Genomic DNA, 22,096 nt, shown 5'->3' with positions numbered 1-22,096 from the left:
TCTTTGTTTCTGAATTTGTCTAAACGTATTTCTCTACATGTGTGGTATTACAGGCTACTATGCTTTTGCAGATAGCGCTAAAGCAAACGTTATAAAGGTAAGACAATCAACCGATAAAATGTATCTGCGTGGTCCCGACCATGGGGATATTTATACACATAACAACGTTGCTTTAGGACACAGGCGCCTATCAATCATAGATACCTCCAGTGGCGCATTTCAGCCCATGACGGACGCAACAGGACGGTATATTATCGTCTTTAATGGGGAAATCTTCAACTACAGGGAATTATCAGAAAAGTACCTCAAAAAAGTATGGGAACGTATAGGCGGACCTAGGACAACTTCAGATACTGAGATACTGCTTTACCTTCTTATTGAGTACGGGAAAGACTGCCTGCCCTGGTTGAGTGGCTTTTTCGCCTTCAGCCTGTATGATAAAGTAACGGGATTAATGTTACTGGCCAGGGATCGTTACGGGAAAAAACCACTTAATTATTATAGTACTGATGAACAATTCGCATTTTCATCAGAAATGAAATCATTGCTGGCATGGGGCATACCTAAAAAGCTGAATTACTCGGTTCTACACCAGTACCTGCAACTGAACTATATACCCCAACCACAAAGCATGATAGAAGGTGTGGCCAAAGTAAAACCTGCCCACTATATGCTGATAGACAGCACAGGTATAAAAGAATACAAACCTTATTACTCTATCAAAATTGACACAGCACATTATAATGACCTTACATATGATGGTGCGCAGGCTGAGTTGGTAAAACGAATGGACGCATCTGTGCAGGAACGTATGATTTCAGATGTTCCTTTGGGTGCATTCCTGAGCGGAGGCATAGACTCCTCAGTTATTGTTGCACTGGCCAGCAAATACACCAAAGACCTGAATACCTTTTCAGTTGGCTATAAAGAGAATGCGTTTTTTGATGAAACGAAGTATGCTAAGCTGGTTGCAGAAAAATACAAGACCAATCATACCGTCTTCTCACTGACCAATAGCGATTTCCTGGAGCATGTGTATGACGTGCTGGATTATATGGATGAACCTTTTGCAGACTCATCAGCCATACCTGAATATATCTTGTGTCACCATACGCGCAAACATGTAACTGTTGCACTGAGCGGTGACGGAGGAGATGAGGTATTTGCAGGCTATAACAAACACGCCGCCGAGTGGAAAATGAGGCAAAGCTCATTGGTAAATACTCTGGTAAAAGCAGGCTTGCCTGTATGGAGTATGTTACCACGCGGCAGGAACAACAAAATAACCAACCTCTTCCGCCAGCTGCACAGATTTGCAGAAGGTGGACAACTATCTGCTAAAGACCGTTACTGGAGATGGGCATCATTTAACACTGTATCTAAAACGGACTCATTGCTCAGTCGTCAATCTATTGAGCAGGTAGATTATCCGCAGATGGAAATGGAACGCCAGGACATACTTCATCATCTGGGTGATAAGGATTTTAATGAACTGCTGCTCACAGACATGAACCTGGTACTTACAGGCGATATGCTGGTAAAAGTAGACCTGATGAGTATGGCAAACAGCCTGGAGGTACGCAGCCCTTTCCTTGATTATAAAGTAGTAGATTTCGCCTTCTCATTACCGGAAAGATATAAGATAGACGCCAACATGAAGAAACGCATCGTACAGGATGCCTTCCGTGATATGCTGCCTGAAGAAATATATAACCGCCCTAAGCATGGCTTTGAAATTCCATTGCTGGACTGGTTCAAAAATGAACTGTGGGGATTGATAAACGACGACCTGCTCAAAAAGTCGTTTATCGAAGAGCAGGGCATTTTCAATGTGGATGCTATAGAGCACCTGAAGAAAAAACTGCACAGCAACAGCCCCGAAGATAGCCATGCTACCATATGGGCGCTGATCGTATTCCAGTATTGGTGGAAAAAATATTTTATAAATTAGTAACAATACCATCTGTTTGATTAGGCAATCAAATTATTGTATCATTGTACAACTAAGATTCACATGCCCAGGGTATTACGCATACATAACCGTCTGATCATAGGAGGTCCTGCTATAAACGTCACTTACCTGACCAAATATATGGCCCCGGAATTTGAGACCATGTTGGTGATTGGCGATAAAGACAGTCACGAGCAAGATGCCGACCACCTGATCATGAACCTTGGTTTAGACCCCGTGGTGGTGCCTGAAATGAAGCGTGACATCAGCCCCCTGAATGATGGTTATGCCTATCAGAAAATAAAGGCACTGATTGAAAAATTCAGACCTGACATAGTTCATACACACGCTGCCAAATCAGGAGTGATTGGCCGTATGGCCGCCGATGCCTGCAAAGTACCTGTGATTCTGCACACTTTTCATGGCCATGTTTTTCACAGCTACTTCAGCAAGTTCAAAACCAATACATTTATACAGATAGAACGTTACCTGGCACGGCGTTCTACAGGTATCATAGCCATAAGTGAAACACAAAAACATGAACTGGCAGATGTATACAAAATATGTGAGCCTGAAAAGATCAAGATCATCCCTTTAGGGCTTGACCTTGACAAGTTCAACATTCACCAGGATGCGAAGCGAGCAGAGTTCAGGAAACAATTCAGCCTCAATACTGACGATATTGTTATCGGTATCATTGGGCGTGTTGTGCCTGTAAAGAACCACAGCCTGTTTGTAGCTGCTGCGAAAAGAGTATTAGACCAAACCAGTCTGCCTGTAAAGTTTATTGTAATAGGCGATGGTGATATGCGTGAGCAGATGGAAGCAGAATTTGCTGAAGCAGGTATAGATTATACTTACTACCCTGCCGATCCCAGGGAGGCTACCGCATCCTGCATATCATGGCAGACAGAAATGGACTACGTGCTTTCAGGACTGGATATTGTCGCACTTACTTCTCATAATGAAGGCACACCGGTATCGCTTATAGAAGCACAGGCTGCATCAAGACCTGTAGTGTCTACTAATGTAGGTGGAGTAAAAGATGTAGTTACAGACAACCAAACAGGGTACATAACAGAGCCCGGCGACCCTGACATGTTTGCAGAAGCATTACTCAAACTCATCAACAACCCTGAAAAACGCGCTTATTTCGGGCAATTGGGCAAAACATTCGCGCAAACACATTACTCCTACCAAAGGCTGGTAAGAGACATGTCTGACTATTATTATGAGCAACTAGCAATGGCCGGTGTTGATTATCGCAAACCACCCATCAGGCCTGTTTCTCCCAATCTTGAAGAGGATTAGTGCATTTCTTTAAAAAAGGCCACTGTCTGCGCCAGGCCATCCAGGAACCCTTTGGTAGGCTCATAACCCAGTAAATTCTGTGCAAGGGAAATGTCTGCAAGTGAATCTCTTACATCGCCTGCCCTTGGCTCACGATAGGTAGCTTCGTGATCTGCTTCCAGTATCTCCCTTATCCTGTTGTACAGGAAGTTCACTGAGAAATTCTCACCTACGGCAACGTTGTACACCTTTCCAAATGCTTCTTCATTCTTACACAGCATCCCTCTCACATTTGCTTGTACTGCATTGTCTACAAATGTAAAATCGCGTGTCTGCTCACCATCGCCGTTGATATATACGGGTGCTTTCTTCATTATACCATCCACAAACAGAGGTATGACAGCTGCGTAAGGGCCATGAGGATCTTGCCTGGGACCAAACACATTAAAGTACCTGTACCCTACCAGTTTCATACCATATAGTTGGGCGAATACGCCGGCATATAGTTCATTTGCCTTTTTTGTAACTGCGTAAGGAGATAACGGGTTACCTACCTTCTCTTCCCGCTTGGGCAGGTTTGGCTCGTCGCCATATACTGATGAAGAGGATGCGTAAACAAAGGTTTTCACCCCAGCATCTTTGGCTGCAGTAAGCATATTCACAAATCCGCCCACATTCACATCATTGCTGGTGATTGGGTCCTGAATAGAACGGGGAACAGAGCCAAGTGCGGCCTGGTGGCTTACATAATCTATACCCTCACAGGCCTTCCTGCAGGTTTCCGGATCACGGATATCGCCATTGATGAATTCAAAATTACCGTAGTCTTTAAACAGGTCTATGTTTTTGCGGAACCCTGTTGCCAGGTTATCTAATACACGCACTTTACCAGCACCATTTTTAAGCAGGTATTCTGTAATGTGTGAACCAATAAAGCCGGCACCACCTGTTACTAAGAAACGGTATTTGCCAAGGTCGTCTGTATGGAATAATGACATCTATATGTAATTTATGCTTATTAATACCCCTGCGTTATGGCAGAGTAAGCGCAAACATATAGTAAATAGATAAAAAAGAGGTATTGTTTGCCGCAGCGTTAACTAATTAATCACAGGCACAAAAAAACCGTCCTGGTATCGAACGGTGGTTTTTGCTCTTACAAAAGTAAAAGAATTAAGCTCCTTTTTCCGCCTTCTTAGCTGCAGGCTTAGTAGCTTTTTTAGGGCGGGCAAGACGGCTAACACCGAAAGTACCCATGAATATTTTACCCTTTTTTGTACGTTTATCACCGCGTCCCATATAATAAATTTTAATTAAGAAGTCGCAAAAATACAAAAAAAGCAAGAAACTTTCGTCCCTTGCTTTTTATTTAAGATTTGGGGTAAGTTATTTCTTACCGCTGATCTTAGTTGCAAATTCTTTACCAGCTTTAAATTTAGGCACTTTGCGTGCTTTGATCTTGATAACCTCACCAGTTTGTGGGTTACGGCCGTTACGTGCAGAACGCTCAGATACAGAGAATGTACCGAAACCTACTAAAGTAACACGGTCTCCTTTTTTCAGAGCAGCAGTAACTGCACCTGTAAATGCATCTAAAGCATCGTTTGCCTGTGCTTTAGTAATGTCAGCATCTTTCGCGATCTTGTCAATCAATTCAGCTTTGTTCATAGACTCAGTGTGTTTGGATGTAAATAATAATGTTGTTTCGTGTTTAGGCAAATATACTCACCTTTAGGTCAGTTCCAAATATCCCGTCAGCTTTTTTTATTCGCCAAAAGCCTTGCCAGTAGGGACTTTCCACACATTATTCACAATTTCAACATCCATTACAGGTCAATTATTCACTGTAACCCCTTATCAATCAATGCTTTTATCATATTGGCAGGAAATTTGCTATGTAGAAATCCTTTACCAGCAAGCATTTCAGGCGATTTTTATTAAAAAATCTAAACTTTTTTCATTATAGTACGGAAAGCAACGAATTTATCGGGGAAGCGCTGCAACCCGCTGGCACGCATAGCAGGCGCATGATCTGCTATATACTTTTCATAGTCTTCCATATTTCTACAGAAGTATTGTGCAGCATAAGTAATTCCGTCGCTTTCATCTACCTCCAGCAGGCGAAACAACTTTGAATCAACAAACAGTCCTGTAGCCATAAGCTCCGGCATATGTTCATCGGTCATCCATTTCACCCATTCATCTGCGACATCGTTATTCACCTTTATAGTAACGTTATATAGTATCATAGCTCTTATTTACCATTTCTTTTCTATCGTGTCTAATATAGTGATATAGTTGGCATAGCGTTCAGCAGAAAGCTCGCCTTTCATTACAGCTTCTTTCACAGCACATCCCGGCTCATTGGTATGTACACAATTATTAAACCTGCAGTCACTCATAAGTTTTCTCATTTCAGGAAAATACTGTGCCAGTTCTTCTTTTTCAAAGTCGATCAACCCGAACTCTTTTACTCCCGGAGTATCTATGATGCGGCCACCACCCGGTATCTCAAACATTTCTGCGAAAGTAGTAGTGTGCTGCCCTTTGCCACTCCAGTCAGACACCTCATTTGTCTTGAGTTCTTTACCCGGTATAAGACGGTTGATAAGTGTACTCTTGCCCACTCCTGAATGCCCGCTGAATAAAGTGGTAATACCTTCCAACCTACTCTGCAGTACATTCATACTATCTTTCAAGGCAGATATAGCATACACTTCGTATCCTGCAACTGTATATATTCCCTTCCACTCTTCCAGTTTAGCCTGTTGTTTGCCTGTAAGTAAGTCAGTTTTATTAATGACGATAATTGCGGGTATATGATACGCCTCGGCAGTAATGAGAAACCTGTCAACAAATCCTGTAGATGTACGTGGATGTGCAATAGTAGCTATTACTAAAGCTGCATCAAGATTGGCAGCAACTATATGTTTCTGGTGCCTGTTTTGCGGTGATACCCTTACAATATAATTATGACGTTCTTCTACCGTACGTATGACACCTATCTTTTCATCCTCATTCTCTACCTCAAATAATACATGATCACCAACGGCTACCGGGTTGCTGGATGATATGTCGTCATCTATCTTAAGTTTACCTTTTATGCGTGCATTCCAGAATCGTCCGTCCTCATCACGAACAACATACCAGCTGCCTGTAGATCTGTATACCTGTCCTTTAAGCTCCGACATTTAAACGTTGTTTATTCATACCTTAATGCTACTATGGGATCCAGCCTTGCTGCTTTTAAAGCCGGGTATATACCGGAAACAATTCCGACAACTGTACATAGCGTAAATCCCATGACAACCCAACCCCAGGGCACGATAAACGAAGTATGAAATATCATACTGAATATATTGCCGATGAGAATGCCGAGTACTATACCCGTGGCACCACCTATCAGGCTTATGAGTATCGACTCTGTAAGAAACTGTTGCTGAATAGTTGAAGACCGCGCTCCCAGTGCTTTATTAACACCTATCTCTCTTGTGCGTTCTGCAACAGATACCAACATGATGTTCATCAAACCAATTACAGAACCAAGCAAAGTAATGATACCAATGAACAAAGCTGCCCAACTAATAGTACTGATGCTTTCTATGAGCATGGTAGCCAGGCTGTCGTTTTGCTGTATCGTAAAATCATTTTCCGTGCCTACCGGTATTTTTCTTATTACCCTGAACAACCCTTCTGCTTCCTGGGTTGCTAACTCTTTCTGAGAAACATCTGCCACCATTACATTTAATACATAACGCTCATTGTCAGTACCATACACAGCCCTTGCATTCTCCAACGGCAGAAACACCAGGTTATCAGCATTCATGATCATACTCCCACCTTTAGACCCGGCTATGCCCACTACAGTATATTTCATATCGCCTATTGAGATGATCTTGCCAACAGCACCTTTATACTTTGTGCCAAACAATTTTGTTGCTACCCCATTTCCCAGAATACACACCGAACTACCAAACTCCAGTTCCGACTGTGAAAAATCTCTGCCTGCTTCCAGCTCTGTATCTGATATTTTCAGGTAGTTCTCATCAATACCCATAGTATTGATATTGGGATTCGTCTTCAGCGAGCCATACTTGACAGTTGCAGTACTTGTACCCGACATAGACATGCTGACATCTGAAGGAAAATCATATCGCTTTTTAAACGCAGAAGCCTCGAGATAAGTAATATTTTTTCCTTCTCTTACACTTATATGCAAACCCCGTGAGTGTTTCTGTTTTATGATGTCGCCTGTTATCTGGAACGAGTTGGCCCCCATCTGGCTAAAGCTCGTATACACACCTTCTTTCATTACTTCCACAGCGGTGAGTATACCTATAAGAGCTGTGATACCCAAAGCTATTATTGCTATTGTGATAGCAGAGCGCAGCCTGTTACTACTAATAGCACGGTAAGCAAGATTGAGATTGAACAATAACCGCGTCATGAACACTATTATTTATACCCTGTCAGTATTTCTACTGTTTTACGAAACGTTGGGTCATTACCACATCTCCTTTGCTACCGGAGCCTCTAAGTATGTAACTACCTGCCGGCAATGATGCCGTATTGAACTGGATAACATTTTTACCTTCTTCGCACTTTTTAGTTACCAGATTATCCACCAGTTGTCCGTTGATATTATATATAGCGAAAGTAACCTCTGTCTCATTGCTCAGCGTAAACATGTATGTTACAAAAGTGTTTACAGGATTTGGATATACCTGTCCGGTAGCCTTTTTAATTGTTTCCTTAACACCCAGCGCAGGCGAATTCAGCTTCACAATCCAGCTGCCATATTCATGATCTGACCGTCCATATATACCTTCGATCCATACAGAACCCAGGTTATTATAGTCGACTTGTGTTCCAGTATAGTCACCCCAGCGCTGCACCTTGCCCGGCACCTGCCCCGAAATACTACTCTCGCCTTCCTTTGCCCTCAACATGTTCGAATAAGACAATCCATCATACACTAAGGCACCTATACCAGCTGGTGTTGAAGGACCGGTATAATTAAAACTAATGATCGATTGATTCAATCCCCAGGGATTTCCTACGTAGGATATATTTGGATAACCGAAATCAAGTGTATCTATTGAAAATATCTGTGCATATGAGATATTGGGAGAAGTAGCATAATCTGTGATCTTTGCATGAAACACGCCCGAAGCACCATTATTCGGATCAACTGAAGTACTCACAAACTGTATCTCGTTATTCATAACATATGCACCCAATATCCTGCCATCGTTAGTAGCTAATGTAGCCGACGTATCCTCCTGACGCCCGTTAGGAGGAACACCATAAGAGAGCGGTGATTTGAGCAATGTAACCGAAACGCTTCCGCCCTGGGAAATAGTCCCCGGAACCTTCACCAAAAAGATACTATCATTTTGAGTCGAAAAGTTCCTGTTAGAAAGGAAGTATTGTTCATCTCCTGTAGGCAGCCATCCCGGTCTGACAGGAAACAGGTTGCGTATGGAATTACCGTCATACTTTATGCCATCCCATATTTTATAAGTAAGTGCAGAAGCTCCTGAATAGCCATCGCTTTTATTTACCTGGTATATAACAGATTGCCTGAAACCTGTTTCCCATGGAGCAGCATATTTGATCTTATTGCCCGTAAAGAAAAACTCAGAATTGGTAACAGAAACGCCCGGATAATCGAACCATGTAGAGTCACTACCGTAATCACCATAAAACTTATACCAGGCCCATGCACCGGTCGGATCATTAGACTGGGAGAAACCAACAACTATATAATTATTTTCATCCCTGTCGTGCAACATAACACAAATAAAACGATCCTCTTTTGCATCATAAAGCACTTTGGGGTCATATCTGCCCGACAGTCCGAGCCCCGCTGAGCCGGAAAAGAATCCAAGGCTTTTCTGGTCATTTACGGTTCCGGTAGAAGCGTCCATGATAGCAGCATTCACATTGATAACAGACACTGCTTTATCCGCTTTTGAAACGGCAAAATCATTATCAGGTGGGGTACCGGGTGTTGTATTAGCTACATATGACTTTACAACAACCGGATCCTTTGCAGAGGTAGTCTTTTGCCTTGCATTTGACATTTTATGAGGGTATAACCTTGCTATCTCTTCCTTTACAGCGTCTAATCTTTCCTGCTCATCATCACCATCTGGTTCCGGTGCCTCAAACCCAAACACCTGTGTACCGTATTTATTATCTACATCCCTAAATACCGTAGTACCGGCAAGTTCGGCTTTATACACTTTACCATTCACTTCCTGTCCGTATGCCGATACAGAAAAGCATATCGCAATTACCGGTAGTAGTAGTTTTTGCATCTTTTACAATTTGTCTAAAATTAAGAAAACCGCTGCATATACCCATATACACAGCGGTTTACAAAATATTTATTTAGATAATCCTTATCCTTGAAGCGCAGCTGCACCACTAACGATCTCTGTAAGCTCGGTAGTAATTGCCGCCTGGCGGGCACGGTTGTAAGATATCTTAAGGCTTTTCAGCAATTCGTTAGCATTCTCACTTGCCTTATCCATAGCGGTCATACGAGCTCCATGCTCTGAGGCATTGGCATCCAGAATAGCTTTGTATACCTGGGTGTTCAATATCTTAGGCATAAGTTCCAGTATCAGCGTCTCTTCTGACGGTTCAAATATGTAATCTGCCTTGCCCTTCTTTCCATCACTCTCCTTATTCTCTACTTTAGGAATTGGCAGATACGCTTCGGCAACAAACTCCTGCGTAGCGGCATTTTTAAACTTACTGTATACCAACTCTACTTTATCAAACTCTTTCTTCAGGTATGATTCCTGAGCATGGACAGCAGCTTTGCGCACATTATCAAAACTCAGGTCAGCGAAAGTTGTCCAGTAAGTATCGATTAGTGGATAGTTATTCTTCAGGAAGTACTCGTAAGCTTTCTTACCTATCGGCATGATCACCACATTCCCTTTAGCGTGTTGTGCGCTGTATTTATCTGCAATTGACTTACGGGCAGTTTTTATCACATTCGAGTTGTAACCACCACACAAACCACGGTCACTGGTAATAACAATCAGCAATACACGTTCTGCAGTACGTTCTTCTGCCAGCGACAAGTCAATATCACCCGTACTGTTGCTCACGATATTGCTCAGCATCTCCTGCAATTTTTCAGCATATGGGCGCATCTGCACTATCGCATCGGTTGCGCGACGCAATTTGGCCGCACTTACCATCTTCATAGCCTTCGTGATCTGCTGTGTAGAAGTAACTGATTTTATACGATTACGAACCTCCTTAAGCTGTCCTGACATATTAAAACTGAATATGAATGTTTAAACTGCGCGCAAAAGTACGACAAAAAACCATCATTAAGGAAAGTATCAGGTAAAAACTTGCATGTATATAGAAACCGTATCTAACTTACTGAAAAACAGCACTTTACAAACATCCGGTCGTGATGGAAGTAATATTATGTGTAACTTAGTAGCTTCAGAAAACATAAAAAACAATAGCATATACTTAACTTGCTGTTATTGATATACTAAACAATCGAACAGAACTTTGGAAAAAATAGTGGATACGAACGGGATGTTACACAAGACGAAGATCATTGCTACAGTTGGGCCCAGCTGTAATACATATGAAAAACTTTTAGCATTAACAGAGGCAGGGGTAAATGTGTTCCGGCTCAATTTTTCGCACGGTACTCATGAACAACACGCAGAAGTAATAAAACACATAAGGCGAATAAACGATGATTTCCCATTTAACATTGCGATTTTAGCAGACCTGCAAGGCCCGAAACTACGCGTTGGGGAGATAATAGATAACTCGCTGGAACTAAAGGCGAATGATGAACTATACTTTACGAATGAAAAACTGGTAGGCACCCTGGATAATATTTACATATCCTACCCCGATTTTTATAAAGACGTACGTATAGGTGAAACGATCATGCTGGATGATGGTAAGATAGAAGTACTTGTGACCGAAATAACAGAAGATAAAAGAGTGAAAGCCAAAGTGATAACCCCCGGCATCTTGTCTTCAAAGAAAGGAGTGAACCTGCCGGACACGCAGATATCTCTGCCCTCTATGTCTGAAAAAGACATGAACGATCTGGATTTTATTATATCCCAGGAAATAGGCTGGGTGGCTCTTTCGTTTGTTCGCAGGCCTGATGACATTCATGCATTAAGGAAGGTCATAAAAGAGCGCAAAAGCCATGCTAAGATCATTGCAAAAATAGAAAAGCCTGAAGCGCTTGAGCACCTGCGCGAGATAATACTCGCAAGCGACGCTGTAATGGTAGCCCGCGGAGACCTGGGTGTCGAATTACCGCTGGAAAAAATACCAATGATCCAGAAGAACATAATCAGAATGTGCATTCACCGCGCCAAACCTGTGATCATTGCTACGCAAATGATGGAAAGCATGATAGACCGTACACGTCCTAATCGTAGTGAAATTACTGATGTGGCTAACGCGGTACTTGAAGGTGCCGATGCAGTAATGCTGAGCGGAGAAACAGCTATGGGACAGTACCCCGTACAGGTGGTAGAAACAATGGTAAGCATTATATCAGAGGTGGAAAAAGAGGAAATGGTGTATAATAAGAATCTCACCCCTCAGCCTCACTCCCCTTCTTTCCTGAGTGATGCTCTTTGCTATAATGCATGCGAAATATCAAGAGACGTTAAGGCTAATGCGCTTGTGGGCATGACACAATCAGGATATACAGGCTTTATGCTTTCGAGTTTCAGGCCAAGATCTCCCTTATATATTTTTACTAAGACCGAATCATTGGTGAATCAACTTAGCCTTAGTTGGGGTGTACAGGCATTCTTTTACGAGAACGAAGAAAGCCTGGATGAAATATTCACCGACCAGATCGAATTGCTACGCTCCAAGGGCCTGCTCAAATCCGGCGATGTTGTTGTTATGACAGGCAGCACTCCTGTAAAAGAGCACCTGCCCACCAATATGCTGAAAGTCTGGAGAGTATCATAACATTGACTATTTAAAGCAAATGCCGCCATGTTGGCGGCATTTGCTTTAAAACACATCATCCTTAACAAACTATAGTTTCTCAACTTTCTCGATCGTATAACCATTCATTCCCTGCAGCACAATAAAATATATGCCCGGAGCTGAAGAAGACAGGTTAACCTGCGTTTCTGTTTCTGAGAGGTTGTACACTCCACATATTTGTCCCATAGCGTTCATCACCCTGGCCGTACTGAAATTACCCTCATTCACCCTGATCGTAAATATATCGTGAGTTGGATTAGGGAATACACTTACGTTACCTGCATTACCTCTTTTAATAGTTTCTACACTCACATCACCAATAGTGTTCAATGTTGTATTGGTTATCACCGGCTCATTAAAATCAAAATATATAGCGGCATTATTGGTAAACTTAGTTCCGTTAGGTAGTCCCTTCTTTGTATGTATCGTATATATTACCAGTCCGTTACTTGCCTCTTCATTTGTGGTCTTAGTTGGCAGATCAATATTATCAAACTGGAACCTTACCACACCGTTCTCACTCATGGTCACATCACAATCATGCGACTTATAAATTGGTGTAAGTGTCGCCCAGTCAAGGTCAGAGTCAAGAGTATCCAGTATATAAATATTCTGCGCTTTATAGGTACCCAGGTTCTGGAAATGTATCTTGTATTCCAGCACAGAATCATTTACGCTAATGATACCTTCAGGACCTTTACCCTGTGGTTTTACTTCTTTGAAGTTGGGGTCGAAAGAGCCAACCACTAACGGTGTAAAATAGTCAACGTTGTTCCATGGTGAATAATCATTCAACCAGTTGGACATAGGACCTGTGTAGGCTGCAGTATCCTTAAATACCAGCGATGTATTCAATGGAATATTTGTAGGTGTGTTATAATAAAGAGTCAGTACATGTGATATACCCGGATTGAGCGACGTGCCTGACACGCTGTAGTAAGTTCCTGAACCGGTAAACAGGTTAGAAGGAGAGAACAAAGGCGCCGGCAGTTGTCCATCAGTCTTATAGCCGGCAACAACTGAAGATTCTGTTACGGTTCCCATATTCTTAATGATCAATCTCTGCCTGTATTGGTATCCCGGCACCGGACAATTAAGGTTGGCAGTGCCAACATACATGTCGTGAATGGTGTTAACAGTATTGGCAAAATTAACTATGTGGACACAATTGGTACCCGCTGTGGCGTTAACTGTTATTGAATTGTTCTGACAGGTAGCTAGTGGATAGAAACTATGTACCGTTTCAGACAAAGTATATGATCCGGATGGCACTATGAATGAATAAACACCGTTAGCATTTGTATATGCATAACCTATGCCACTACAATGTATCCTGATATTCTCAATACCCTGCTCTCCTGCATCTTTTACGCAGTTACTATTCGCATCATTATACACGGTACCGGTTATGGTACAATAGCAGCTATTGTTGTTCGGGTTATAACTTACATAAGATTGGCCGGTTGCTTTACAGCCAACCGCATCTGTAACATTTACAGTATAAAAACCCTTAGACAGACCCGTTACTGTAGATGATGTTCCTGAAACGTTTGACCATTGGTAAGTATATGGTGTTGTACCGCCCGAAGGAGTTGCTGTTATAGCACCATCGCTGTTGAAAATGCAGCTGGCGTTTGTTGTAGACAAACCTACAGACACCGGCGAAGACACACCGACATGGCTACCTTTTGTTACAGCACAACCCAGGTTATCAGTAACAGTGACAGAATAATAACTGGAGGCAAGACCGGAGATAGATGATGTGGTAGCACTGTTGCTCCATAGGTAGGTATATGGCGTAGAACCACCAGTCACTACGGCATTTATACTACCATTCTGCTGCGTACAGGTCGTATTCGTAGTGGATAACACCACAGATACATTACTAACCGGTGGAATCTGCACAGTGCCGTTCCTGATACAGCCGTTGGCATCTGTTACTTTGAACGAATAACTGCCGGGAGCTGCATTGGTAAGCGTAGTGCCTGATTGTGCGGGAGACGTGTACCACTGAACGGTATATGGTGTAGTACCTCCTGATATATTTAAAGTAGCGGTACCTGTAGGAGAAGTACATGAACTCGCTGTTGTTGTATATGTCACGTTAACAGGAGTGCTTGCGCTGATATATCTTGCCCCGTTACCTACACAACCATTGGCATCGGTAACTTTTACTGAGTAGTACCCGGCAGGCAATCCTGATATGGTTTGCGTAGTTGCGCTATTGCTCCATAAATATGTATATGGAGGAATACCTCCCGAACCAAAACTGGTGGCTGAGCCATTATTCTGCAGGCAGGTCGCCGGGCTTGATGTAATGTTAGTGCCTATTTGCCTGGACTGCTGCACACTTGCGCCTTTTGGGGTACTGCAACCTACGGCGTCTGTAACGGTTACATAATAGTACCCGGCTGTTAACCCTGTTATTGCCGAAGTGGTAGCTGAGTTCGACCATAAATAACTGTAGGGAGATGTTCCTCCGCTGACAGAATTCACAGTTGCAGTACCATTAGTACAGTTTGCCGTAGTTGTGCTGATCGAATAGCTGATGTTTGAAGTATTATATATGTAGGCATTTTTTGCTCCCTGTCCGCTGTCCCATTGATATAATGAGCCGAAAACACATCCGTTTGCGTCTGTTATCATAACATCATAAGAGCCTGTCTGCAGTCCCGTAGCAGGGTTAGATGTACTAACCACAACACTGTTAGCATCTGTCCACTGGTACGTGTATGGAGATGTGCCACCTGTTACCGTAGCAGTAGCTGTTCCCAAAACAGGGCAAACACCTCCCGTTGCAGACACAGTATAGCTGAAGGGTGGCGCACCATTGTAACTGCCATACACTTTGTTGTTATTAGCATCGGTGGCATACAGGTTAAGATATTGTCCGGCATAACCTGTCAATGCATCCGAAGTTCCCGTAACTCCGGTATGCACCACTTTACTATTCCCCCAAACAACTGTAAGCGGAGGTGTCATACCAGTAAAGTTTGCCGTTAATACCCCGTTGGCATTACACGGTGCCTGTGTAAGCGTAAATGATACTGATTGTGCGTACCCAAAATTAAACACAAGTATCATTACCGTAATTGATAATAGTAGGTTGAGCTTTTTCATATCGTCGATTTTTAAGGTGAGCTTGTACCCAATATGACGAATGCGACAATCAAGATGTTAGTTTTTTTTATATTTTTTTGTTAGCGTCATACACTAACTGTAACCACAGGTTAATACCGTTTTGTTTGTTGTTTGCAAATAGCAAGGGGCCATACGCCGAACACTCATATAAACACTTAATCAAAATAAAGAAGCCGGGGAGAAATCCCCGGCTTCTTTATTTTGAACCTTGAGTTTTAACTACTCGGCAAAAGTGAATTTTTTAAATACCTGGTTACCGGCTACATCTATATTCATGATGTATACTCCGGCTGCTTTTCCGGATATATCTATTTGGTGTGTTATTGTACCTTGAGCAGCTTGTACTTCAGCTTTGTACACTACCTGACCTACGGTATTCATTATAGACACAATAGCTTTGCTATTACCAACACCGTTTGCCTTGACCGTAAACGTACCTTTATTAGGATTGGGCGCTAATGTAACGCCTATATTATTACCAACAGATGTAACAGAGGTAGTTGCCTGCCTGCTGGTTGCCAGTCTCGGCATGGCGCAATCCCTGCTACTGAGCATTGCAACGGTCACTTTATCCCATGGCTTTAGTATGTCCGTTGTGAATGATTGTCCTGTTTCACCAGGCAGCAATTTATTATTTACATACCAATGGAATTCCGGATCGTCTCCACCATTTTTAGGCTGTGCAATAAAGGTATATGAATTGCCACCATTGTAGCTGGTGGCAATACCTACTTCTGCTGTCAGATTACTAACTACATTTATCTTAATGCCATTACTTATACTCTCATATACACATTGCTGACTACTAATAAAACGACACTGCACAATATCACCATGATCAAGAGAGTCAATCTGCAAAGACGCATTAGTAGCACCAGGTATCTCAAGGCCATTCAGCAACCACCTGTATTGCGGACTTGATCCACCTTTAGTAAATGCTGATGTAAAGGTCACCTCCTCATTATTGCATATATCTGTACCTGGGGCAGAAGCAATAATAATACTGGAATTAGCACTTGGTATCATTTCGAGTAAACCTTCATCACTTGCCTTAGAACAGTTTTTCTCTACATTGGTAGCCACAACGCGATACCTGTATTTATCCCATGACAGTTGGGTATTTTTCACAGACAGGTTCAATGTATTTACACCGCTGTATATCGCATCGTTACCCAGGTCTGTCCAGCCATTAGTACCGTACCATTGCCATTGATATTGAGTTGCACTGTCAGGCGTAGCTGTAAACATGGCTGTTGCACCTGCGCATGTAGGAACATTCTGTGGTTGTTTAGGAAATTTCACCGGGCAATCTATACCCCAGAAATAACTTTGACCGGTTGCCGGCAGAGTATAAACACTGGTTTTAAAAGAACTCTTATTGGGCGTGGGATTTGAGCCTCCGTTGGGTAACGTCTGAAAGTCACTGCTGCTCGACCTGCCCATGATACCGATAGTACCTGATGAGATACTTGTGCCACCCGACTCTCTCTTATACATAAACTCGATGCCACCCGTTGCTTCATATAATATCACCTGAATTGAGAAATAGTTGGACGAATATGAATATGACAGCGGGTGGATATGCTTCCACTCAAAAGTAAATGTTCGGCTGCCGGCCGCACCCTGTGTTTTATAGGTTGTAACACTGCCTGACCCCTGTAGGTCGTCAAATAATGGCATCAGTACAGGTTTCAGGTAATTAGCGTAATACTGGCTGTTTGAGTAATACGTGCTTGAAGTATTTCCTAACTTCAGCCAGCCGTTTGAGCATGCACTTACAGTTGTATAGTTTGCTCCGCAATACTTGAAAGTAAATCCTATAGGTATATTATACATTGTCTTGTCATCACTCTGTATGTTCACAGAAGTACCCCCTGACAAATAAGTCCATGTTTTTTGTTTCGCCGTAAATGGGTATTGTTTGGCCGTAGGAAAACCTACCTGAGCATTTGCCTGTGCGCAAAATACGAACAGGCAAATAACGGATAGCATCGCCTTAACCATTTTTGCGTTGGGGTTAGTTGTAAGTTTAGTAATTACTTGTTTCATATCAGTTTAATTCAATCGTTTATGCACACGCAGCCTTAACAACATCCTGTGTTATCGTGCTGAGTTACTTGCAATGAGACTTTACACATCACAAGTTAAGACTCCACATTATAAATTATACGAATATATAATTAAAGGATTATTAAGTGGAAATTAAATGTATTGAAACAAATGATCCGATAAACGTGGAAAATTGAACAGAAACACCTCTGAAAACTTCACAAAAAACCCATGTAATACAGTCCTGACAAAAAACATTGAACAATTAATACATGTTTAATGATTAGCGATAAGTATTCAATGATCAAAAAATAAAAAACGGGAACTACAGTATGTAGTTCCCGTTCAGAAAAATATTTTAGGAGTATTAATCCACTATATTGAATTTGATCATTTTTTGTTGTCCGCCAACCTCAATATTCAGAATATAAACACCGGCGGCTGCCTTGCCTGCCATGTCTATATCATATACCAGGTTGCCTTGTACAGGCTGTGCTCCTGATCTGTAAACTATCTTACCTACAGTATTCATTACTGTGATGTTTGCAGCATTGTTGCCAATACCATTAGCATGTACTGTAAACTTGCCGGTATTAGGATTAGGAGCTAGTGTGATGCCGGCATTGTCATCAATTGATGCAACTGAAGTTGTAGCCTGCCTGCTGGTTGCAAGTCTGGGCATAGCACAATCCCTGCTGCTCAGCATAGCAACTGTCACTTTATCCCAGGGCTTTAATATGTCTGTTGTAAATGATTGACCTGTTTCATTAGGTAATAATTTATTATTTACATACCAATGGAACTCAGGGTTATCGCCACCATTTGTAGGCTCTGCAATGAAAGTATATGAGTTTCCACCGTTGTAGCTGGTAGCAATACCTACCTCAGCCAGCAGGTTACTCACTACATCTATCTTTATACCATTACTAATGCTTTCGAACACACATTGCTGGCTGCTAATAAAACGGCATTGTACAATGTCACCATGATCCAGCGAATCAATTTGTAGTGATGCATTAGTAGCACCGGGTATTTCAAGCCCATTCAGCAACCACCTGTATTGCGGGCTGGAACCACCTTTTGTAAATGCAGATGTGAATACGACTTCTTCATTAAGACAGACCTCAGTGCCGGGTGATGATGCGATCACTATACTTGAGTTGCTACTAGGTATCATTTCCAGCAGCGCCTCATCACTTTCAATTGAACAATTTTTCTCAACATTGGTTGCCACCATACGATACCTGTACTTATCCCATGAAAGCTGCGTGTTCTTTACTGACAAGTTAAGTGAGTTTACACCACTGTATATAGCGTCATTACCAAGGTCTTTCCATCCGGTAGGGCCATACCATTGCCATTGATATGCTGATGCACTGTCAGGAGCAGCTGTGAAAATAGCTGTTGCTCCTGCACAACTCGGAACATTCTGAGGCTGTGTAGGAAACTTAACCGGGCAATCTACTCCCCAGAAATAACTCTGTCCTGTTGCAGCCTGCGTATACACACTTGTGTAAAAAGAGGTTGAACTTGACGTAGGATTAGTGCCTGCGTTATTTAAGGTTTGGTAATCACTACTCGTCTTACCCATGATACCTATTGTAGCAGACGAAAAGTTTGTACCACCTGACTCCCTTTTATACATAAATTCTATCGCACCTGTCGCTTCATACAATATCGCCTGCATTGAAAATATGTTTGACGTATATGACAACGGGCGGATATTTTTCCACTCGAAAATAAATACTCGGCTGCCGGTAGCACCCACTGTTTTATAAGTTGTGACACTTCCCGACCCTTGCAGGTCATCAAACAGGGGCATGATGAGCGGTGCCAGCGATCCTGCATTTCCCTGGCTGTTCGTATATTGTGTACTACTTGAGTTCGCCAGGGACATCCAACCATTTGAACAAGCACTCAACTTTGTATACCCTGTTCCGCAATAGGTAAAAGTAAAACCTATAGGAATGTTAGTAACTGTCCTGTCATCACTCTGTAGGTTTACAGAAGTACCCCCTGATAAATACGTGTAAGTTTTTGCTTTTGCCTTAAATGGATATTGTTTTGCTGTAGGGAAACCTACCTGTGCTTCTGCCTGGTTTAACATTACAAACAGGCAAATAGCCGACAAGAACACCTTGGCCATTTTAAGATCGGGCTTGATCGTTAATTTTGTAAACATCCGTTTCATATTCATTTAATTATTCATTCGTTTACCTGTACAATCATGACAAAATATTGTCATTGCATATACAACATTACATGTTATGAATTTGTACACACAAGTTACCGATCCACATTATAATTAATATAAATGCGTAATTAAAGGATAGTTAAACAGAAATTAAATATAGATGAAACAATGTCTCGTTATTTTCACTAACTGGCACTGTAAAAACTATCAAAATGCCTGTAAACAGACGCAAAACAGCGCCACAACAAAAAATATAGACTAATTAATACATATTTAATAACAAGGTAACAGATTCGTATAAACACTCAAGACCATCAGCGGGGTTAAATAAAAAAAGGAACTACAAATTGTAGTTCCTTTTTAAGAATATTATTGATTTGTTATTAATCTGCAACGTTGAATTTGATCATTTTTTGCTGACCATCAACACTAATGTTCATAACATAAACACCGGCGGCAACTTTACCTGCCAGATCAACTGAATGAGACAAGTTGCCCTGTACAGCTTGTGTTTCAGATGTATATATTACAGCACCTACAGCATTCATGATATTGATCGCCACTTTGCTGTTACCCAGCCCTGTAGCTTGTACAATAAATTTACCATTATTAGGATTGGGCGACATCGTTATACCCATACTTTCGCCAGATAAGCCTGAGACAGACGTAGTGGCCAACCTGCTGGTGGCCATTTTGGGTTCAGCACAATCCCTGCTGGTAAGCATTGCTACAGATACTTTATCCCATGGTTTTAATACATCTGTAGTAAACGACTGGTTGGTCTCACCTTGCTGCAGTTTGTTGTTTACATACCAGTAGAACCTTGGAGCAGTACCGCCATTCTTTGGATCTGCAATAAATGTGTATGAATTTCCGCCATTGTAGCTGGTAGAAATACCCACTTCGGCCAACAGGTTGCTCACAACATCAAATTTGATGGGGGGGCTGATACTTTCGAAAATACATTGCTGATTACTGATAAAACGGCACTGGATAATATCACCATGATCCAGAGAATCAATTTTCAGACTGGCATTCACGGCACCCGGTATTTCAAGGCCATTCAGCAACCACCTGTATTGCGGGCTTGTTCCTCCTTTCGTGTATGCAGATGTAATGGTTACCTCTTCTGTGTTACAAACTTCAGTGCCGGGGGCCGCTGCTATCACCACACTTGAATTGGCACTTGGTATCATCATCAACAATGCTTCATCACTTTCAATTGAACAGGCCTTTTCTACGTTCGTAGCCACCATACGATACCTGTACTTATCCCATGACATCTGTGTGTTCTTGATAGACAGGTTCAAAGTATTTACACCACTGTATATAGCATCATTACCCAGGTCTGTCCAGCCGGTTGGGCCATACCACTGCCACTGGAACTGAGAAGCGCTATCCGGTGCTGCAGTGAACATTGCTGTTTCGCTGGCACAACTAGATACGTTTTGTGGCTGCGTAGGAAACTTAACCGGGCAATCGATACCCCAGAAATAACTCTGGCCTGTTGCAGGATAAGATGTAATAGAAACGTCGAAAGATGTAGAAGAAGGAGTGGGGTTAGTACCTGAGTTGTTCAAAGTCTGGTAATCACCGTTTGTTTTACCAACAATACCAATAGTTGCAGAAGGTAATGGATTAGAACCTTCTTTCTTGTACAGGAATTCTATACCGCCACTGGCTTCGTACAACAATACCTGGAATGATATCTCAGCATACGTTGTATATGACAGCGGACGCCAGTTTCTCCACTCCATGGTAAATACACGGTTGCCCGGAGAGCCTGTGGTAAGATAAGTAGATGTACCACCTACACCATACAAGTCATCCCATACGGGCATCAGCATAGGAGGCAAAGTACCTGTTTGTGTATTGGTATATGGAGCACTGGTTGTAGACCCCATATACAGGAAGCCATTTGACGAAGGACTTACCGTAGTATAACCTGTGCCACAGTAGGTAAATGTAAACCCTATTGGAACAGGGTTTGTAATGTCATCAGATTGTAAGTTCACACTTGTACCACCGGTCAGGTAAGTATACGTTTTTGTTTTTGCTTTAAAAGGATAGGAAGCAGCCGTAGTCAGCTGCGCATGTACAATCACAGTAGCGCATATCCCTAACACAACTGTAAGCAATACTCTAGACAGACCTTTCCTGATCACATTGCCTGTGAGTAATGAACTCCCTTTGTACAAGAAGTAATTTTGTTTCATACTTAAATCGTTTTTTTATGTCAAAAGCCAGGAACACTCTTCCCGGCATACCTGTTACTATACAAGATACACAACACATTAAAACAAACAAAATTTTCTATTAATATTTTATTAACGAAATATCGCAAAAGGAGGATAACCCCTCAACATTGAGTGCTGTCTAAATCACTAAATGTAATTATAATTAATTAATTTTCAATTATATACATATGTCAAAGGGCCGCTTTTAGCAGCCCT

The 22,096-nt window shown here is 42.0% G+C and carries 15 protein-coding genes; 3 read left to right on the top strand and 12 right to left on the bottom strand.

From position 1 onward, the window contains the following. Window positions 1-37 precede the first annotated feature (37 nt). Together asnB and H6550_05575 are read left to right on the top strand one after the other, a co-directional pair. On the top strand, window positions 38-1,951 hold the full coding sequence (asnB, locus tag H6550_05580) for an asparagine synthase (glutamine-hydrolyzing) (protein ID MCB9045592.1): 1,914 nt from the start codon (window positions 38-40) through the stop codon (window positions 1,949-1,951). A gap of 63 nt (window positions 1,952-2,014) precedes the next feature. Then, window positions 2,015-3,262 (top strand): glycosyltransferase, encoded by a 1,248-nt coding sequence (locus H6550_05575; protein ID MCB9045591.1) that lies wholly within the window; start codon window positions 2,015-2,017, stop codon window positions 3,260-3,262. On the opposite strand, the gene H6550_05570 is transcribed toward H6550_05575, so the two are convergent. From H6550_05570 to atpG, 8 genes are all read right to left on the bottom strand, one after another. Beyond that, entirely contained in the window at window positions 3,259-4,239 is a 981-nt protein-coding gene (locus H6550_05570; protein ID MCB9045590.1) for an SDR family oxidoreductase, read from the bottom strand. The two genes, H6550_05575 and H6550_05570, sit on opposite strands and share 4 nt — an antisense overlap. 175 nt (window positions 4,240-4,414) lie before the next feature. Then, on the bottom strand, window positions 4,415-4,540 hold the full coding sequence (locus H6550_05565) for a 30S ribosomal protein THX (protein ID MCB9045589.1): 126 nt from the start codon (window positions 4,538-4,540) through the stop codon (window positions 4,415-4,417). 87 nt (window positions 4,541-4,627) lie between these two features. Continuing rightward, entirely contained in the window at window positions 4,628-4,909 is a 282-nt protein-coding gene (locus H6550_05560; protein MCB9045588.1) for an HU family DNA-binding protein, read from the bottom strand. A 278-nt stretch (window positions 4,910-5,187) separates the two neighbouring features. Then, complete coding sequence (locus H6550_05555) at window positions 5,188-5,490, bottom strand: DUF4286 family protein (GenBank protein MCB9045587.1); 303 nt, start codon at window positions 5,488-5,490, stop codon at window positions 5,188-5,190. Window positions 5,491-5,499: 9 nt separating this feature from the next. Next, window positions 5,500-6,432, bottom strand: a complete 933-nt coding sequence (gene rsgA / locus H6550_05550) for a ribosome small subunit-dependent GTPase A (protein ID MCB9045586.1) — start codon at window positions 6,430-6,432, stop codon at window positions 5,500-5,502. A gap of 11 nt (window positions 6,433-6,443) precedes the next feature. Continuing rightward, the gene (locus tag H6550_05545) at window positions 6,444-7,688 is read right to left on the bottom strand and encodes an ABC transporter permease (protein MCB9045585.1); all 1,245 of its coding nucleotides are present in this window, start codon (window positions 7,686-7,688) and stop codon (window positions 6,444-6,446) included. A gap of 31 nt (window positions 7,689-7,719) precedes the next feature. After that, on the bottom strand, window positions 7,720-9,564 hold the full coding sequence (locus H6550_05540; GenBank protein MCB9045584.1) for a T9SS type A sorting domain-containing protein: 1,845 nt from the start codon (window positions 9,562-9,564) through the stop codon (window positions 7,720-7,722). Window positions 9,565-9,648: 84 nt separating this feature from the next. Beyond that, on the bottom strand, window positions 9,649-10,539 hold the full coding sequence (gene atpG / locus H6550_05535) for an ATP synthase F1 subunit gamma (protein ID MCB9045583.1): 891 nt from the start codon (window positions 10,537-10,539) through the stop codon (window positions 9,649-9,651). 277 nt (window positions 10,540-10,816) lie between these two features. Between atpG and pyk the strand changes: the two genes are divergently transcribed. Beyond that, a complete protein-coding gene (pyk, locus tag H6550_05530; GenBank protein MCB9045582.1) occupies window positions 10,817-12,238 on the top strand; it encodes a pyruvate kinase in 1,422 nt (473 codons plus the stop codon). A 69-nt stretch (window positions 12,239-12,307) separates the two neighbouring features. Here pyk and H6550_05525 read toward each other — a convergent pair whose 3' ends face one another. From H6550_05525 to H6550_05510, 4 genes are all read right to left on the bottom strand, one after another. After that, window positions 12,308-15,379, bottom strand: coding sequence for a T9SS type A sorting domain-containing protein (locus H6550_05525; GenBank protein MCB9045581.1), 3,072 nt, complete (start codon window positions 15,377-15,379; stop codon window positions 12,308-12,310). 240 nt (window positions 15,380-15,619) lie between these two features. Beyond that, window positions 15,620-17,449, bottom strand: a complete 1,830-nt coding sequence (locus H6550_05520) for a T9SS type A sorting domain-containing protein (GenBank protein ID MCB9045580.1) — start codon at window positions 17,447-17,449, stop codon at window positions 15,620-15,622. A gap of 367 nt (window positions 17,450-17,816) precedes the next feature. Beyond that, the gene (locus tag H6550_05515) at window positions 17,817-19,640 is read right to left on the bottom strand and encodes a T9SS type A sorting domain-containing protein (protein MCB9045579.1); all 1,824 of its coding nucleotides are present in this window, start codon (window positions 19,638-19,640) and stop codon (window positions 17,817-17,819) included. Window positions 19,641-20,026: 386 nt separating this feature from the next. Next, on the bottom strand, window positions 20,027-21,859 hold the full coding sequence (locus H6550_05510) for a T9SS type A sorting domain-containing protein (GenBank protein ID MCB9045578.1): 1,833 nt from the start codon (window positions 21,857-21,859) through the stop codon (window positions 20,027-20,029). Window positions 21,860-22,096 lie beyond the last annotated feature (237 nt).

Source organism: Chitinophagales bacterium, from assembly GCA_020636495.1.
Lineage (GTDB): Bacteria > Bacteroidota > Bacteroidia > Chitinophagales > Chitinophagaceae > UBA5543.
The sequence above is the reverse complement of the archived record's forward strand: the minus strand, read 5'-3'. Positions and strand labels throughout refer to the sequence as shown.

What these genes read in the sequence shown, in the direction of transcription:
- asnB (MCB9045592.1), top strand. Translation starts at nt 38, where the DNA reads ATGTGTGGTATTACAGGCTACTATGCTTTTGCAGATAGCGCTAAAGCA.
- H6550_05575 (MCB9045591.1), top strand. Translation starts at nt 2,015, where the DNA reads ATGCCCAGGGTATTACGCATACATAACCGTCTGATCATAGGAGGTCCT.
- H6550_05570 (MCB9045590.1), bottom strand. Translation starts at nt 4,239, where the DNA reads ATGTCATTATTCCATACAGACGACCTTGGCAAATACCGTTTCTTAGTA.
- H6550_05565 (MCB9045589.1), bottom strand. Translation starts at nt 4,540, where the DNA reads ATGGGACGCGGTGATAAACGTACAAAAAAGGGTAAAATATTCATGGGT.
- H6550_05560 (MCB9045588.1), bottom strand. Translation starts at nt 4,909, where the DNA reads ATGAACAAAGCTGAATTGATTGACAAGATCGCGAAAGATGCTGACATT.
- H6550_05555 (MCB9045587.1), bottom strand. Translation starts at nt 5,490, where the DNA reads ATGATACTATATAACGTTACTATAAAGGTGAATAACGATGTCGCAGAT.
- rsgA (MCB9045586.1), bottom strand. Translation starts at nt 6,432, where the DNA reads ATGTCGGAGCTTAAAGGACAGGTATACAGATCTACAGGCAGCTGGTAT.
- H6550_05545 (MCB9045585.1), bottom strand. Translation starts at nt 7,688, where the DNA reads ATGACGCGGTTATTGTTCAATCTCAATCTTGCTTACCGTGCTATTAGT.
- H6550_05540 (MCB9045584.1), bottom strand. Translation starts at nt 9,564, where the DNA reads ATGCAAAAACTACTACTACCGGTAATTGCGATATGCTTTTCTGTATCG.
- atpG (MCB9045583.1), bottom strand. Translation starts at nt 10,539, where the DNA reads ATGTCAGGACAGCTTAAGGAGGTTCGTAATCGTATAAAATCAGTTACT.
- pyk (MCB9045582.1), top strand. Translation starts at nt 10,817, where the DNA reads ATGTTACACAAGACGAAGATCATTGCTACAGTTGGGCCCAGCTGTAAT.
- H6550_05525 (MCB9045581.1), bottom strand. Translation starts at nt 15,379, where the DNA reads ATGAAAAAGCTCAACCTACTATTATCAATTACGGTAATGATACTTGTG.
- H6550_05520 (MCB9045580.1), bottom strand. Translation starts at nt 17,449, where the DNA reads ATGAAACAAGTAATTACTAAACTTACAACTAACCCCAACGCAAAAATG.
- H6550_05515 (MCB9045579.1), bottom strand. Translation starts at nt 19,640, where the DNA reads ATGAAACGGATGTTTACAAAATTAACGATCAAGCCCGATCTTAAAATG.
- H6550_05510 (MCB9045578.1), bottom strand. Translation starts at nt 21,859, where the DNA reads ATGAAACAAAATTACTTCTTGTACAAAGGGAGTTCATTACTCACAGGC.